This window comes from Halomicrococcus pelagicus (assembly GCF_050954125.1).
The window spans coordinates 54,173-69,459 of sequence record NZ_JBPBWC010000019.1; the positions used below are offsets into that span (position 1 = coordinate 54,173).

A 15,287-nucleotide genomic window follows, 5' to 3' on the forward strand; every position below is an offset into this window, starting at 1 on the left:
CGTCGTGCGAGGAGGCCGACGGGCGCCGACTGGCTGGCCGTTCGTCGGTATCAGAAGTCGGAGAGCGACACCTGCCCCGAAGGGTCCGGGTCGTCTCCGGTGCTCTCCTGCCTCGCGTCGTCCGGTTCGGTCGCCGTGTCGGCGTCGCCCGCTCCGTCCGTCCTGCTTGCGTCGAACCCGTCCAGACTGGCCTGGTCGTTCTCGGTGAACTGGAGGTTCGAGACGCGCACTCCGACCTTCCGGACGGGGTCGTCCCGGAACTCCTCGAGCAGTTCGAGCGCGACGTCCTCGACGAGGTCGGGGTCGTCGACGGGACCGGGAAGGGAGCGCTCTCGGGTGTTCACGTCGTACGGCGGCGTCACGACCTTGATGCCGATTGTGCGGTACATCGCGTCCTTGCTCTTCGCACGCTCGGCGACCGCCGCGGCAAGCGTCGTCACGCGCTGGCGCGTCTCCGCCGCGTCGGTCGTGGAGTCGGTGAACGCGGATTCCCGGGAGAGGCTCTTCGGACGGCCCCTCGGGGTCACGTCGCGCTCGTCTGCGCCGCGAGCGCGCCGGTGGAGCTCGCGGCCGCGCTCGCCGAACTCGTCCTCGAGTTCCCGGGGGTCGGCGTCTGCGAGGTCGCCGGCCGTCTCGACGCCCATCTCGCGGAGCGTCCGGGCGGTGACGGGGCCGACGCCGTGGACCTCTTCCACGTCGAGCGGCGCGAGAAACGCCTGAACTTCGTCGGGGTCGACGACGACCAGTCCGTCGGGCTTGTCGTAGTCGCTGGCGATCTTCGCGGCGCTCATGTTCGGCGCGACGCCGACGCTGGCGGTGACGCCCACCTCGCGGTCGATGCGCTGCTTGACGTGGCGGGCGAACCCCTCCGCGACCTCCCACGCAGTGCGGTCGGTGACGTCCAGGTACGCCTCGTCGACGCTCACCTCCCGGACCGTCCCGGCCGAGTCGTGGAGTATCTCGCGAACGTCCTCGCTGACCGACTGGTAGTATTCCATGTCGACCGGACGGTAGTAGCCCGCCTCCGCCGGGTCGTGGTCGGTGTCGGGGTCGTCGGCGGTCGCCTTGCGCGGCAGACGCTCCAGCGCGGTCGAGATGGCCTGGGCGCTCTCGACGCCGTACTCGCGGGCCTCGTAGCTCGCGGTGGCGACGGCACCGTGGGTCGCACCGTCCTCGTAGCCCATACCGACGACGACCGGTTCGCCCCGCAGTTCGGGCTCTCGCAGGCGCTCGCAGGCAGCGTAGAAACAGTCAATATCGACGTGGAGGACGATGCGGTCCTCCTCGTCCTCGTCGTCGAGCCCCGGCAGATTCGAACCGCCGTGGTCCGTCATCGTCCGTACCTGTCGCGCTGGGCGGATTAAACTGTCCGAACCGCGGCGAAAGTGACGCCGGCGCCAGACATTATTTTCTATCCGTGAAACATTTAAAATAACTTGTGTGTGAACGGTCGGCCATGAACCGCTTCAATAGGCGGTGGGTCTGTGCGGACTGCGGGAAGAAGTACAAGACGCGCCGAACCTGGTGCAAGATGTGCGGCAGCACAGACTACGAACGGCCCCACATGCGGAGTTGACCGCGGCGCTGGTACGGGATGGCTCGGCGCTGGACTGCCACCGCCGCCGCGGCAGTGCTTCCGTTCGTCTCGGCGGAGTCGCTGCCGACGGAGCACCGTCTCGCCGAAAACGCCGGTCGGGGGCCGGGTGCTCGGCCGTACTCGTCGGACGAGGTATGCGCCATCGTTCGACATATTTATTGGAGGAGATGTGAAAGAGCCGGATGAGATGGGCTCACACGCCTCGAACGGCGACCGGCTCAGCATCGCCGTGATCGAAGCCGTCGCCGAGTTCGAAGGAATAAGTCCAACCGACGTTCGGCCCGTGCTGTACGAACTCGTCGACCCCGACGCGCTCGACGCGCTGTTCGGGCCGACCCGTTGCGGGACGCCGCGAGCGGAGGGTCACGTCGCCTTCGACTACAGTGAACACGACGTCACCGTCTACAGCGACGGACGAGTCGAGATAGAGGGCATAGGTGAGTCGCAGGTCGACGCCGGCGGCGACTGACCGGACGAGATTCCCCCGGCCCGCTTCCGGAAGTGCGTTCGACCGACGCAGTTGCGCTCGCGAGCGGACCGGTTCGCCCCGAGCCATCGCCGGGAAGGTCGAAACCGTGCGACCGTCGTACCAGCGGGTTGTACCTCCAGCTTGCGACAGCTATATGAAGCTCACCCTCTGAGTGAGAGTAGTAATCACCGGAATCGTCCGGGCTGATACCGAATGGATATCGAAATTGAATCTCAGAGCGACGAAAACCCAGCGGAGTCAACGAAGACGTACGTGTTCGACATCGAGCGAGAGATGCGAAACGGACAGACCTGCGCGGGCGTCGTCCGAGCGCTCTCGAACGTGATGGACACCGCCCCGAACGCGATGAAACCACTGCACTCCGTCGTCAACTGTGACGCTCTCGACGCCCTGTTCCGCGCTCGCCGGTACGGGGAGTCGCGCGACAACGTCTCGGTCACCTTCACCTACGAGATTTACGACGTGACGGTCGACGCCAGCGGACAGGTCGTCGTCAGCGAAGAATGACATCCTCCCCAGCGTGAACGCCGGAGTCTCCTCGCGCTGGGGGGTATCGCTTACCGACTCATAGAGGCAACTTGCGGGTTCGTATGCTCCTCGTTGGGACGGGGAGAGCGTGATGACTCCAACCAGTCGTGGTTGTCCCACTTGAGGCATACAGGCCGTGCCATCGACCGTGTTACCGTTGTCTGCCGTCTCAAGAACGTCTCTGACGCCACGAGGTCAGCGTGACCCTCGAAGCCACACGGACACGTTAGTGTGTCGCGGTGACGAGTCGTATCCTCTGTCGAACCACAGTTCGGGCACTCCTGACTTGTCCACGCCTCAGACCGCACTTCCACCGACATACCGTATTCTCCGGCGGTACACGCCAACCGGTTCACGAACGCCCGGAACGCCCAGAAATTGTGCGTCTTTGCGTTCGTCTCCACCGACCAGTGCGTTTCCAGCACGTCCGTCAACGCCCCGACGTACACCGTCGAAACGCCTTCATCGTACAGCCGTTCGATAAGGTCACGGGCGAGCGCGTCTTGAGCGTGGTCACGTCGCTTTGTACGCCGGTCGTACAGGCGTCGGATACGGTGACTACTGTGCCGACCGTTCTCCAAGAGTGATTGGAGACGGGCTATTTCTCGCGTCGTCTCGCGGAATCGCTTGAATAGGCCACGTCCTTCGTACAGGAGTTGTTGGCCGGTTGTGGTTGTGCAGGCGACGAGGTTGTTCGCACCAATATCCAGAGCGGCTTCTTCCGAAGCCAGTGGTTGTGCCAGTCGAGAATCATCGACGGTGACTGGCTGAAAGGCCCTGAACGATTGTGCTTGCTCGTCGTAGAACAACTCTAACCGACCCTGCTTCTCGTACTCCTTCCAGTTAGGGTCGCCCCGAACTTCGAGCCGGAGGCGTTCACGGTGTCCCAACCCATACTCGTCTTTCAGGTCTTTACCGACGAGGATTTCGAGTCGAGAGTATTCACCCCACTCGACGGAGTACGAGGTGTTTCGGATGTACGTGCGGAGTTCTCGTCCCTCGTCTGCATTACGTAAATTCAGGCGAGAAAGCCTCGCCCTTGAGGGCGGGGATGAATCGCCGTCTTCGGTCACTTTCACTGTCCGGGAAAGTCTTAGGGTCACTCCCGGCGTCCCTATATCTATCCGACGCGGCCTGTCCGCGCCCATACCGGGACAATCGGACAAATTCGGATGCATCCGACCGAAGCTCGAAGATACCTCTTCGGGATACGTCGGTACCAGTAGCGACACAAGTACCTCCGAATCTGCCGACAATCGGTCGTCCCCTGCCGGAAACGGTGGGGGCGTTCGATTCGAGGATAGGAGTAACGGCCACTTGGCATGGCCAGTGAACGCCGTTCCGCGATGGGATGAATCCCCGACAAGGACCGTTCCGTTCACGAACCTTAAACATCCCAACGACCCCGCTGCAGTGCGGTGGGAATCCTCGCCCTTGAGGGCGAGGAGGATGTCAACCCAGAATCCGGGTTTGCCGTTGGCTTCGCCTTTCTTCTTGAGGCTGAAGAACGACTTCCACGCTTCGTGGTTCTTGCGCTCGATTTGTTGAACCGTCGAAGCACCGAGAACACCGCCGTATCGACCGCGATACTCGCTAATGTCCCATACGTCTTTGTCTGGGTCGGCGTAGTGTTCGCGGCGCTCGTAGTTGATTTCGTTCCAGAGAGCGGCAGAAGCGTCCAACAGGCGTCGAAGCAACTCCCCGTCCTTGTCGGATTGAGGAATCACCTCGAACGTGTTGGCTCGCTTCATCGACTACTGGTTGTACCGGAACACACATAAATGTGTGATTTGTGTGTTGTTGTATGGTCGAAGTTCGCATCGAGTTCGATGATGAGGAACAGTACGAGCGGTTGAAGGAACTGAAGAAACACCGAGGGTTGACATGGAAGGGGTTGCTCCTCGAAGGCGAGAAGAAGGTCAGGGAGGATACCCCGGAGTAAACGTCGAACGTGGTTTGTGTCGTAGAGTGTCGGATTCACGCCCGCCCTGAAGGGCGGGACTCTCTCCTTGATTCAGGTAGCGAGCGTCGACGGTTTCCTTTTCCACAGCGTCTGCGAGAACGTGCGAGGTGGGCGACGTCGCGACGAGCGGTTGCCGTGACTCCTCTCCCGGCCATGCACTGCGAGCATAGATGGTCCGACTTGCATAATCGCCGACAAAGCATTACTCCGTTTGGCTCCTACAGCGGTGCATGACGAAGCCAGGTGAGGTGTTCGAAGACTCCCGCGTGTACGACCCCGGCATCGAGGCCATCGTCCCGCGGTACGACGAACTTCACGACGCCATCCTGAACGCACCCCCGCAGGAGCGCTCGGCCTCGGTTCGCGTTCTTGAACTCGGCGCGGGCACGGGGGAACTCACGGCGAAGCTCCTGACGCGGTTCCCCGAGAGCACGGTGCTCGCGGTCGACCACAGCGAGAACATGCTGACGGAAGCCGAACGCAAACTGGAGACGTTCGGCGACCGCGTCGAGATCACCCGGGGTGCGTTCCCGGATGACTACCCGACCGAGCGCGCGGAGTACGACCTCGTCGTCTCCTCGCTGGCGGTTCACCACCTCGACGGCGAGGAGAAGCGGGCGCTGTTCGACGTGGTCTACGACGCGCTCGTTCCCGGCGGCTGGTTCGTCAACGGAGACGTGGTGCGGTTCGACGCCGACCACCTGGAGACGCTCGCAGACACCATGATACAGAACTGGGTGCGCTCGAAGGGATGGGAGGAAGAGGAGTTCATGGACCGCTGGGAGGCGAGCGACGACTACGACGACCCCGACACGCTGACCGACCAGTTGGTCTGGCTGCGGGAGGCCGGTTTCGAATCCGTCACCCCCGTCTGGCAGTACTACAACTTCGCGGTGTTCGGCGGCGGCAAGCCGGAGTAAGACGAGCGAGAACGAGCGCTACTCGAAGGGGTCGTCGAGCACGACGGTCTGCTCGCGGCCCGGTCCGACGCCGACGGCGTAAATGTCCGTGTCGATCTGTTCGCTCACGTAGTCGAGATAGCGTCGGGCGTTCGCCGGGATGGCGTCGTACCCCTGCTCGGCGACCACGTCCCAGTCGACGTCCTCCCAGCCGTCGAAGCTGCGGAAGTTGGGTTCACAGCGTCCCCAGCGCTCGGTGGTCGCGGGCATCGTAAACAGCTCCTCGCCGTCGAGGTCGTAGCTGTGGCCGACCTTCACCTCGTCGAGGCCGGCCAGCACGTCGACGTGGTTGATGGCGAGGCCGGTGAAGCCGTTGGTGCGCGCGGCGTGACGCAGCATCGGGACGTCGAGCCAGCCGACCCGCCGCGGGCGACCGGTGACGGTGCCGTACTCCCCGCCCTTCTCGCGGATGTACTCGGCGAGTTCCTCGTTCTCGCCCTCTCCCTGCTCGTCGTAGCCGGGCGTGTCGCCGGCGACGCCGCCGAGTTCGGTCGGCAGTGGCCCGCTGCCGACCCGAGTGAGGTAGGCCTTGACGATGCCGATGACCTCGCCGCCTCCGACGACGCCGGGGCTGACGCCGGTCCCCGTGGCGGCCCCGCCCGCGGTGGGGTTCGAGGACGTTACGTAGGGGTAGTTGCCGTGGTCGATGTCGATGACGGTGCCCTGTGCGCCCTCGAACATGACGTTCTTTCCGGCATCGATGCGGTCGCCGAGGAAGTCGCCGGCGTCGACGGTCATGTCCTCCGCGGCCAGGCGCTCGCCGTACTCGCGGTACTGCTCGTAGAGGGCATCGACGTTGAACTCCTCGCCCGTCTCGACGCCGTACACCTCCTCGGCGAGCGCGCGCTTCTGCGGGACGACGTACTCCAGTTTCTCCCGGAGGACGTCCGGGTCGAGGAGGTCGCCGACGCGGACGCCGCGCCGGCCGACCTTGTCCTCGTAGGTCGGGCCGATGCCTCGTCCGGTCGTCCCGACTTCGGCGTCCGAGTCGCTCTTGGCCTCCTCCTCGATGCCGTCGAGCGCGCGGTGATAGGGAAAGATGACGTGCGCGCGACGGGCGAGACGGACGTCGGGGTCCAGCCCCCGCTCGCGGAGCGCGTCCATCTCGTCGAACAGCGTCTCGGGATTGACGACGCAGCCGTTGCCGAGCACGCCGACCTTGTCGCGGACGGCCCCGCTCGGAACGAGCGAGAGCTTGTACTCCTCGTCGCCTTCGACGACGGTGTGGCCGGCGTTGTCGCCGCCTTGGTACCGAACGACGACGTCGGCGGCGTCGCCGTAGAGATCGACGACGCCCCCCTTGCCCTCGTCGCCGAGTTGCGAACCGACGATGGTTACGGTCATACCGACGGTGGATTCTCCCGCACTTCCTAAACCGGTTACGGTATCTCGCCCCCGAATGATGCACGGACGTGCATAACTTCGGAACGTTGTCGACGGAATACCGGCACGGCCGAGGATATTCCGGCGCTCCGACGACCGGTGCGTCTCCGGTGACCCCGCTTGCCAGCCGCAAGTGTTAACCCGTCCCACTTCGAAAGCTCGACTCACTGTCGATTCTGAGCCCGGACAACAACATTTAAAAGTCTCTAAGACAAGTTAACAAGTGCCATGATAGACCGACTTGAAAAGGAAGTCGATATGCTCGAACGGCACTTGCAGGTGCTGAAGATGGTAATCGAGAACGAACCCATCGGCATCGTGAAGATGTCGAACGAGACCGGCTACCCGCACCACAAGGTCCGGTACTCCCTCCGCGTCCTCGAAGAAGAGAACCTCATCTCCCCCTCCAACCAGGGCGCTATCACCACCGACCGCACTCAGGAGTTCGTCGCCGAACTCGACGAGAAGCTCTCCGAGATCACCGACAAGCTCGACTCGATGAAAATCGGCGACATGGCGGAAGCCGAAAGCTAGAGTTCGGGAACGTTCAGGTGGAACTCGCCGTCGCGCGACTCCACGAGACACAGATGATACCCTCGTTTGCGCGATAGTTTCACGAAGCTCTTGCGCTTTTCTCTGGTCAACAGACCACCGCTCGTCACGTCTTCCGTCGTCTCCAGCGCCGCCGGCTCGAAGAAGCTTCGCGTGACCTCGAACGCCCCGCAGAGTTCGTCGTTGGCCTGGCCGACCGCGGACGCGGCGTTGACGAGCGACTCCAGCATCTCGCCGGTGGCCGGGTCGCGGGAGTCGTTGAGGTTCGCCACCGCGAGCGGATTCCCCATCCGGTCGCGGAACACCACGTCGAATGTCTCCTCGTAGACCTCGCCGTCGTCGTCGGCCGCTTCGACCATGCCGCGAAGCTCCACGCGGTCCACGTCGGGGATGGCCTCGAAGACGTCGTTCATGCCGCGCTCGTTCCCCGTATCGACGATCTCGTACAGGAGGTCGGACACTAGCCAGTTCGCGAACTCGTACTCCATGGAGTCGGAGAGGAACTCCTCGAACGGTTCGCCGTCGACCGTGACCGCGTCCGCGTCGAACTGGGTGTGGTGTTCGAGTTTCAGGTTGGCGGCGACCTCCTCGCGACTCGCTTCGCCGACCGCCGCGTCCTCGAGCGTCCCCTTGCCCTTCGAGCCGTACCGGACGAACAGGTTCGTCCCGTCGAGCGCCTGCTGGCGCGTCAGGTCGCGGTCGGCGGTCGGTGCGCTCTCGCCTGCCGCCCGCGCTGTCTCGAGTTCCTCGCGGAGACGCTCGACCTCCGCCTGGAGGTCGTCGCGCTCCTCGCGGAGGCTGTCGCGCTCGTTTTCGACCGTCGAGAGGCGCTCGCGCAACTGCCGTATCTTCTCGCCGCGTGACTCCAGTTCCGCCTTCAGTTCCTGCGGGCTCGGGCCGTCACTGCCCTGACTCTCAGAACTGACCGCCTTCGACGGCTGCCGCTTGGAACCCCGAGGCTGGCGCTGAGACGCCGGTCGGGACTGTCCCTTCGACCGCGACCCGGCCTGCTTGCCCGCGGTCCTCGCTCCCTTCAGTTGTTCGCTGCTCCGTTCGGGGTCGAGCGAGGGGATGGTGGTGGTCTCGCGCCACTGCTGTTCGTCGGCGAGCGGCCCCTCCTGGTCAGTTCCGTCGGCCTCCTGGGACGCCGCCGGTCCGCCCTCGTCGGGAACATGGCGCTGCTGTCCGGCCGTCTCGCCTGCTGCATCCCGGGTCCACTGGCCGTCCAGCCGGTCGCGGTCGACGTCCGCCGACGCGGACTCGCCGGGCGATCGTCCGGTGCCGGCTCCGCCCGCCGCGGCGTCGGACGGGGGCGTCTCCGACGGCTGGGACGCCGCCGCGTCGGTCGCTCCGGCGTCCGGACTGCCGCTGCCCCCCGCCGCTTCCGTGTCGACCTCGGTCGTCCCGGTCGCTTCCGGAGAGTCGCCGTCGTCGCCCGCGTCGCGAGACGCCGGCGTCGACTCCCGACGGTCCTGGGGCCCGGAGTCGTCTCGCGCGTCGGCGGCCGCCCCCGCGGCGGCCCCGCCGTCGTCCGTCGACGATTCTGGCTCCGGAATCTCGGTCACTTCCCCGTCCACGTCGACGACCTCGTAGATGCCGACCTCGTCGTTGGCGCGCTCGAAGGCCTCCTCGCCAGCGATGAGCTGTTCGCTCTCGCCGACGAAGGCGACGCTCATGGAGCGCCCGCCGTGGTAGACGACGTAGTAGTCCCCGCTCAGGACGTTCTCGCTGAGTTCGACGTAGCCGGTGAACCCCTTCTTGGAGAGTGTGTCACTGGCTTCCGAGAGCGGCGTGTCGTTCGTGTAGTACTTCGCCTGCGTCCGCCCGCCCCGTTCCTGCATCGCATAGAGCAGCGGCAGCGACGGGTGAGGAGCCTCGAACGCCGTTCCGTCCGCGGCGTCGAAGTCGGCGAGTTCGCCGTCGAAGACGCCGATGACCCGACCGTTGAGCATGAACAGCCACGACCCGCCGGCGCGAACCGCCCCGGCGAACTCCGAGTCGGCCAGGTCCCGGAGTGCCTCGAAACCTCCCGAGAACGGGCGGGAATCCCAATCTTTCACCTGTTCGACTGTACGCGCATCCATGTTACGTCAAAGCCGCAACCCATTCAAATACTTTCGGGTTGGCGTGGTCGAATGCGAGAGCGCCGTCGAGTCGCGCTGACTCCCCGCGGGCGCGACGTCGCCGGACCGAAACCGGGTGTGTAATATCTTATACGTCGGGGTGTCTGTCGACGCCGACGTCCGTCACTGCGTGTGAAACGATGACGGGTCAGACAGTGTCGGATTGACCTCCTTCCGCGTCAAAAGACGCGGGAGTCCCACCACGGGATGTCAGGCCGAGCGTTTACCCGACCCTGTGGTTTCAAGACGCATACGTTCCACGCGTCTCCTGCTGGATTTCAGCATCGGCGTGGCTGTCTTGTGGCGCGGTCAAACGCGCCCCATCCGCAGCCGAGTCATCGTCGTTCTCGTGTTCTCTGGAACGACTCTCTCCGCTACGGTAGCGGTCTGCAATGTTTATTGCCCCGTTCACGTCCGCCTGGTATTCGCCCATCCAGCAAGCGTCGTTAGAGCATTTGAACGTTGCCTGTCGCGGACGATACCCTACCTCACCGCAAACGTGACACTCCTTCGATGTGTTACGTGGGGTCACCGTCTCGACGGGAATCCCTTTCTCGACGGCCTTGTAGCGTATCTGAGCGTGGAGTTTGGCGAAACCCCACCCGTGGAGACGGCGGTTCATATACTCCCCATAGTCTATCGATTCTCGGATGTACGTCAGGTCTTCCAAAACTAGCACTGGGTTCTCGACGGACTCAGCGTATTCCACTACTTCACGAGTCACACGGTGGAAGACATCGTCAATCTGTGTCCACAAGTCATCTCCGAACGACTCTGCGATACGCTCGCCTCTGCGTCTCTGGAGTCGCCGTTTGGCGGTGAAATAGGTCTTGCGGAGCCGACGAACGGTCTTGCCGTCGTCGGCCCACAGTTCAGGAGCGGTCGGGCAACCGTAGTCGTCGCGGTGACACACCGTGACGAGCGACGCTTCCCCGATATCGACACCGATGGGTGTCCGTTCCTCGGCGGACACCTTGGAACCGTCCTCCACGTTGCGGGTCGCGGTGACGTGGAGATACCACGTCCCATTCCGCTTGAACAGCCGACTCTCGCCCATCTCCGCGTCACCAGCATGTAACGCTTCCAGCCAGTCCCGCTGTTCGGGATTCGGTTGTGCTGGCATCCAGAGGTGGTAGTCCTCATGGTGCGGAATTTTGATGTACCACTCGATTTCGTTCTCGGGCTTGTGATCGAGACGTAGCCCCTCGTTCGTGAAGCGGACGGGGTGGTCGTCGTGAAGCTCGTCCGCGTCGTAGGTCGTCGTCAACTGCGGAATGTACTTCTTGAGTGCGTTTTTTGCGTACCCGCTCAGGTCGTAGTTGACCACCACGTCGTTCGCTTCGGTCTGCGTGGTACATCGGGCGTCGAAGGCGTCTTGGATGGCGTTCTGGTACGCTTCTCGCGTTTCTCGGAGTTTCTGTCGCTTGTGGGCGTTCGGCGCGACCAGTTTCAGTTCTAGTGTCTTCGTGAATTCGGTCACGATCCGCTCTCCCTTCCGTGTTGTACACTATATTGTTCACGTATTTTAATACTATTGGTGTGGTGTAAGGAATCTATCAATGCCGAGATTAGCGGGACATCACACCATTTTACTGCTAGACCTCCGCCTGAAGACGGAAGTATACGCTACTGGTCTGTATCAGAACCCCTAAATTCCGACCGTGGAAACGAGATATCGTGACCGCGCGTGACGAGTTCCGGGTCGACATGCACGTGAAAGTGCTTGACGAGCGCGCAGCCGAGCGCGCGAAGGCCCGCAGTATCGACGTCCTGGTGTACGCCCCCCACTTCGTTCCCTACCCGGAGATAGAGCGACGAGCCGACGAGCTCTCCGACGACGACCTGCTCGTCGTGCCGGCCCGGGAGGTGTTCACGGGGACCTGGCGCAACCGCAAACACCTGCTCGCGGTCGGCCTCGACGACCCGATTCCCGACTTCATCTCCCTGGCCGGCGCGATGGCCGAACTCCGTCGACAGGACGCCGCCGTGCTCGTTCCGCATCCCGAGTTCATCAACGTCGGCGTTTCGGAGGCCGACATCAGGGTGCACGCCGACGTGGTCGACGCCGTCGAGACGTACAACCTGAAGAACCTCGAACGACATAACCGCCGGGCGAAGGAGATCGCCCGCGACACGCGCAAGCCGACGTTCGCCTCCTCGTACGCCCACACGCGGTGGGCCATCGGGGAGGCCTGGACGGAGCTGGCCGAGCCGGTCGCGTCGACGGACGAATTCGTGGACAGTATCCAGTCCGGCGACCTCGGGCGGGTCGTCCACCGGACGGGCCGCCCGCATGAACTGCTCCGCAAGGCCGAGTTCGCCCACATCGGCTGGGAGAACACGTGGAAGAAACTCGACCGCATCGTCCTCTCGGGGACGGAACCCACCCATCCCGACGCCGAGACGTACGACAGGCGGTTCGACGACGTGAGCGTCTACTGACGCCGTCGACGCGGCCGACCCGATGGCTAGATTCCGAGCGCCGCGAGCCCCGCGTCGACGACGAGTCCGCGATAGACGACGAGCGCTGCGACGGCCAGTTCGACGCCCGTCACCACAAGCGTGACCGTCGTCGCCAGCGAGCTGCCGACGGAGACGCCCAGGGGCGCGCCGAACTCCTTCTCGTAGGGGTAGAACAGCGCGAGTCCACGCTTGCTCCCGAGCATGTCCAGCGCGTAGTGGGTCAGCACGCCGATCCAGACGAAGTGGAGGTTGCCGAAGTAGAAGGGGAAGACGTAGAACAGCGCCAGCACTGGCAGGTTGTGCAGCGTCTTCCGATGTTTGCCGAAGGCGGTGTCGACGTCCGGAAACAGCGCGCCCAGCACGACGGGGACGCCGACCTCGACGATGCTGACGAACGTTTCGACGTCGCCCGAGGGGTGGAGGACGTACCCCAGGCCGATGCTCAGAAGTGCCGCGTTGAGGACGTGTTCCTTCCGATTCATCCGGTCAGAACTCACACCCTCGCGTATCAAGGCTTTCCATTTCTGTCGAGTGACGGTCAGACGGAGCCCGGACCGGTGCGTCCGTCGGGTGAGGCAGGGCGGACGCGTCGCTCGGCGGTGGTCGCGAATCGACAGGAGGAACTCCGCGTTAGGCTTCCGCGAGCTCGTCGTCGTACTCGCCGTCGTCGACCTTCTTCTTGAACTCGCGGGGGTCTTCGCCCTCGATGGTGACCCCGAGCGAGGTGCAGGTGCCGACGACTTCCTTCGCGGCGTTCTTCGTGTCGTAGGCCAGCAGGTCCGGCTTCTTCTGTTCAGCTATCTTCTTGATCTGGTCGACCGAGAGGTCGGCGACGAACTCCTCGTGGGGTTCGCCGCTGCCCGTGTCGAACCCGGCCTCGTCCTTGACGAGCGCCGCTGTCGGCGGAACGCCGACCTCGATCTCGAAGCTACCGTCGTCTTCGACGGTGATGGTGACGGGCACCTCGGTGCCGTCGAACGCCTCGGTCTGGTCGTTGATCTCGTTGACGACCTCCTGTACGTTGACCGCGGTCGGCCCGAGTTCGGGGCCGAGCGGCGGTCCGGGGTTCGCCTCTCCACCCGGAACCAGCACTTCTATCGTATCAGCCATAGGTGAACGAAGTCCCGCGGCAGTTTTAAGGATTTTCTTTTGGTGCCTCGCCGGAACCGCGGACCGGCGAACCGTCGCGACTTCGACGGGTCGCGGGTCGACTGCCGCTTCGTCCGGTCCCGCGACGACCGGGCGTCGCCGGCGAGGAGATCTCGGCGTCGACGGCGAGGGCGTCGACAGCGGGCGTCGCCACCGACCGTCGGGTCACCTCGGTGGCGACGCGGTCACGTCACGGCAGGTTGACGCCGTGTCGTCCGAGAAACTGACTGACGTCCTGTATCTCCACCGGGCTGCCGACGATGCGGAGATACTCCTCCTCGACCGGCACGATGGTCACCGTGAACTGTCGTTCGAGCTCCTCTCGTACCCCAGCGAGCGCCTCGTCTGGAAGGACGATCTGTGTGCTGTCGCGTAACGTCGCGGGGTCCGGCATCTCTCGTCGTCCGTTCGAAGGCCAGTAACTATTAACGTATCGAAACCGGAGGACCGCACCGCTCGAACGAAGGAAAGGGTTTTTCGGCGGTCGTGGCGGAGGTTCCCGTGATGGGACTGGAGGAGGAGATAGAGGACCTCCGCGAGGAGATCGCCGAGACGCCGTACAACAAGTCGACCGAGGAGCACGTCGGACGGCTGAAGGCGAAGCTCGCGGAGAAAAAGGAGAAGCTGGAGAACCAGTCCTCCGCTGGCGGCGGCCAGGGCTACGCCGTCGAGAAGACCGGCGACGCGACCGTGGCGTTCGTCGGGTTCCCCAGCGTCGGGAAGTCCACGTTGCTGAACGCCCTGACCGCCGCGGAGAGCGAGGTCGGGGAGTACGAGTTCACGACGCTCGACGTCAACCCCGGCATGCTGCAGTACAACGGCGCGAATATCCAGGTGCTCGACGTGCCGGGGCTCATCGAGGGCGCGGCCAGCGGACGCGGCGGCGGCCAGGAGGTGCTGTCGGTCGTCCGCGCGGCCGACCTCGTCGTCTTCGTCCTCTCGGTGTTCGAGATCGACCAGTACGACCGCCTCAAGGAGGAACTGTACAAGAACAAGATTCGGCTCGACCAGGAGCCGCCGAGCATCCACATCTCCAAGAAGGGGAAAGGCGGTATCAGGGTCACCTCCAGCGTCGACCAGGACCTCTCGGAGAACGTCATCAAGGAGGTGCTGCGCGAGCAGGGGTACGTCAACGCCGACGTCACCCTCCGGGAGAAGATCGACATCGACCGCCTCGTCGACGGCGTGATGGACAACCGGGAGTACCTCCCCTCGATGGTCACCGTGAACAAGGTCGACCTCATCGAACCGGACTACGCAGAGAAGGTGCGCGATGAACTGCGCGAGCGCGACATCGACCCCGACGAGGCCGTGTTCATCAGCGCCGAGAAGGAGAAGGGCCTGGAGTCGCTGAAGGAGAAGATCTGGTCGGAGCTCGGCATGATGCGGATATACATGGACAAGCCGGGTCGCGGCGTCGACTACGAGGAACCGCTTGTCGTCCCGCAGGGCAGCACCATCGAGGACGCCTGCGAGCGGCTTGGCGGCGACCTCAAGCAGCGGTTCCGGTTCGCGCGCGTCTCCGGCCCGAGCGCGAAACACGACGAACAGCAGGTCGGCATGGACCACGAACTCGCGGACGAGGACGTGCTCCGGCTCATCGTCCGGAAGTGAGACGACTCGCGCTGCTCGCGCTGCTCGCCGTCCCGTGGACCGTCCTCTTCGCGCCAGGCGGGACGACGCTCGTCTTCCCCTGGGGGCTGGTGAACCCCGTGACGGGCCACGTCACGACCCTCGCCGACTACCTCTTCGTCTACACCGCCGGCCTCCCACAGCGACTGCTGGCGTGGCCCGTCTCCGTCCTCCTGTATCTCGCCGGCGTGGCCAGCGCGTTCGCCGGCCGGTTCGAGGACCGCCGGGTGACGGGCGGCCTGCTCGTCATCGCCGGCGCGAGCAACGCCGTCTTCGCCTCCGGGTTCGTGCGCCGCGGCGGCCAGGTGGTGCCGCTCGGAACCCTGCTGCTCTGGGCCGCCGCCTGGTGGTTCTACCGGTCCGATCTTCGCGAGTCGCTCGACAGGAAGTAGTCAACGCGTACGCGAGTACAAATTGTTGTCTCACTGTATCGATACTATTTTCCTCG

At 64.1% G+C, this 15,287-nt stretch carries 16 protein-coding genes; 8 read left to right on the forward strand and 8 right to left on the reverse strand.

Features of this window, described 5'->3' with window-relative positions; translation table 11 throughout:
• Positions 1-50: 50 nt before the first annotated feature.
• On the reverse strand, positions 51-1,334 hold the full coding sequence (dinB, locus tag ACRYA2_RS22320) for a DNA polymerase IV (protein WP_433633202.1): 1,284 nt from the start codon (positions 1,332-1,334) through the stop codon (positions 51-53).
• 432 nt (positions 1,335-1,766) lie between these two features.
• On the opposite strand from dinB, the gene ACRYA2_RS22325 reads away from it, so the two are divergent.
• Complete coding sequence (locus ACRYA2_RS22325; RefSeq protein WP_433633205.1) at positions 1,767-2,066, forward strand: HalOD1 output domain-containing protein; 300 nt, start codon at positions 1,767-1,769, stop codon at positions 2,064-2,066.
• A 213-nt stretch (positions 2,067-2,279) separates the two neighbouring features.
• Complete coding sequence (locus ACRYA2_RS22330) at positions 2,280-2,594, forward strand: HalOD1 output domain-containing protein (RefSeq protein WP_433633207.1); 315 nt, start codon at positions 2,280-2,282, stop codon at positions 2,592-2,594.
• A 50-nt stretch (positions 2,595-2,644) separates the two neighbouring features.
• Here the strand turns inward: ACRYA2_RS22330 and ACRYA2_RS22335 are convergent, their stop codons facing one another.
• Complete coding sequence (locus tag ACRYA2_RS22335; RefSeq protein ID WP_433633209.1) at positions 2,645-4,366, reverse strand: RNA-guided endonuclease InsQ/TnpB family protein; 1,722 nt, start codon at positions 4,364-4,366, stop codon at positions 2,645-2,647.
• Positions 4,367-4,419: 53 nt separating this feature from the next.
• Between ACRYA2_RS22335 and ACRYA2_RS22340 the strand changes: the two genes are divergently transcribed.
• Both ACRYA2_RS22340 and ACRYA2_RS22345 read left to right on the forward strand, forming a co-directional pair.
• On the forward strand, positions 4,420-4,557 hold the full coding sequence (locus ACRYA2_RS22340; protein ID WP_197407743.1) for a hypothetical protein: 138 nt from the start codon (positions 4,420-4,422) through the stop codon (positions 4,555-4,557).
• 251 nt (positions 4,558-4,808) lie between these two features.
• Complete coding sequence (locus ACRYA2_RS22345) at positions 4,809-5,498, forward strand: class I SAM-dependent methyltransferase (protein WP_433633211.1); 690 nt, start codon at positions 4,809-4,811, stop codon at positions 5,496-5,498.
• 18 nt (positions 5,499-5,516) lie between these two features.
• Here ACRYA2_RS22345 and ACRYA2_RS22350 read toward each other — a convergent pair whose 3' ends face one another.
• Positions 5,517-6,881 carry an adenylosuccinate synthase gene (locus ACRYA2_RS22350; RefSeq protein WP_433633213.1) on the reverse strand — a complete coding sequence of 455 codons (1,365 nt, stop codon included), beginning with the start codon at positions 6,879-6,881 and terminating at the stop codon, positions 5,517-5,519.
• 267 nt (positions 6,882-7,148) lie between these two features.
• On the opposite strand from ACRYA2_RS22350, the gene ACRYA2_RS22355 reads away from it, so the two are divergent.
• On the forward strand, positions 7,149-7,454 hold the full coding sequence (locus ACRYA2_RS22355) for a hypothetical protein (RefSeq protein ID WP_433633215.1): 306 nt from the start codon (positions 7,149-7,151) through the stop codon (positions 7,452-7,454).
• Here ACRYA2_RS22355 and ACRYA2_RS22360 read toward each other — a convergent pair.
• Together ACRYA2_RS22360 and ACRYA2_RS22365 are read right to left on the reverse strand one after the other, a co-directional pair.
• Positions 7,451-9,556, reverse strand: a complete 2,106-nt coding sequence (locus tag ACRYA2_RS22360) for a DUF7527 domain-containing protein (RefSeq protein ID WP_433633217.1) — start codon at positions 9,554-9,556, stop codon at positions 7,451-7,453. The genes ACRYA2_RS22355 and ACRYA2_RS22360 overlap by 4 nt on opposite strands.
• Before the next feature lie 280 nt (positions 9,557-9,836).
• Complete coding sequence (locus ACRYA2_RS22365) at positions 9,837-11,075, reverse strand: RNA-guided endonuclease TnpB family protein (RefSeq protein ID WP_433633219.1); 1,239 nt, start codon at positions 11,073-11,075, stop codon at positions 9,837-9,839.
• 197 nt (positions 11,076-11,272) lie between these two features.
• On the opposite strand from ACRYA2_RS22365, the gene ACRYA2_RS22370 reads away from it, so the two are divergent.
• The gene (locus ACRYA2_RS22370) at positions 11,273-12,037 is read left to right on the forward strand and encodes a PHP-associated domain-containing protein (RefSeq protein WP_433633221.1); all 765 of its coding nucleotides are present in this window, start codon (positions 11,273-11,275) and stop codon (positions 12,035-12,037) included.
• Positions 12,038-12,063: 26 nt separating this feature from the next.
• Here the strand turns inward: ACRYA2_RS22370 and ACRYA2_RS22375 are convergent, their stop codons facing one another.
• The 3 genes from ACRYA2_RS22375 to ACRYA2_RS22385 form a co-directional block, all read right to left on the reverse strand.
• Positions 12,064-12,540, reverse strand: a complete 477-nt coding sequence (locus tag ACRYA2_RS22375) for a metal-dependent hydrolase (RefSeq protein ID WP_433633223.1) — start codon at positions 12,538-12,540, stop codon at positions 12,064-12,066.
• 148 nt (positions 12,541-12,688) lie between these two features.
• Positions 12,689-13,168, reverse strand: a complete 480-nt coding sequence (locus tag ACRYA2_RS22380; RefSeq protein WP_113277221.1) for a 50S ribosomal protein L11 — start codon at positions 13,166-13,168, stop codon at positions 12,689-12,691.
• A 229-nt stretch (positions 13,169-13,397) separates the two neighbouring features.
• On the reverse strand, positions 13,398-13,601 hold the full coding sequence (locus tag ACRYA2_RS22385; RefSeq protein WP_113277222.1) for a VNG_1110C family protein: 204 nt from the start codon (positions 13,599-13,601) through the stop codon (positions 13,398-13,400).
• A 110-nt stretch (positions 13,602-13,711) separates the two neighbouring features.
• On the opposite strand from ACRYA2_RS22385, the gene ACRYA2_RS22390 reads away from it, so the two are divergent.
• Positions 13,712-14,821, forward strand: coding sequence for an OBG GTPase family GTP-binding protein (locus ACRYA2_RS22390; RefSeq protein WP_433633226.1), 1,110 nt, complete (start codon positions 13,712-13,714; stop codon positions 14,819-14,821).
• On the forward strand, positions 14,818-15,231 hold the full coding sequence (locus ACRYA2_RS22395; RefSeq protein ID WP_433633228.1) for a TIGR04206 family protein: 414 nt from the start codon (positions 14,818-14,820) through the stop codon (positions 15,229-15,231). The genes ACRYA2_RS22390 and ACRYA2_RS22395 overlap by 4 nt, the downstream gene beginning before the upstream one ends.
• The last annotated feature ends 56 nt before the right edge of the window (positions 15,232-15,287 follow it).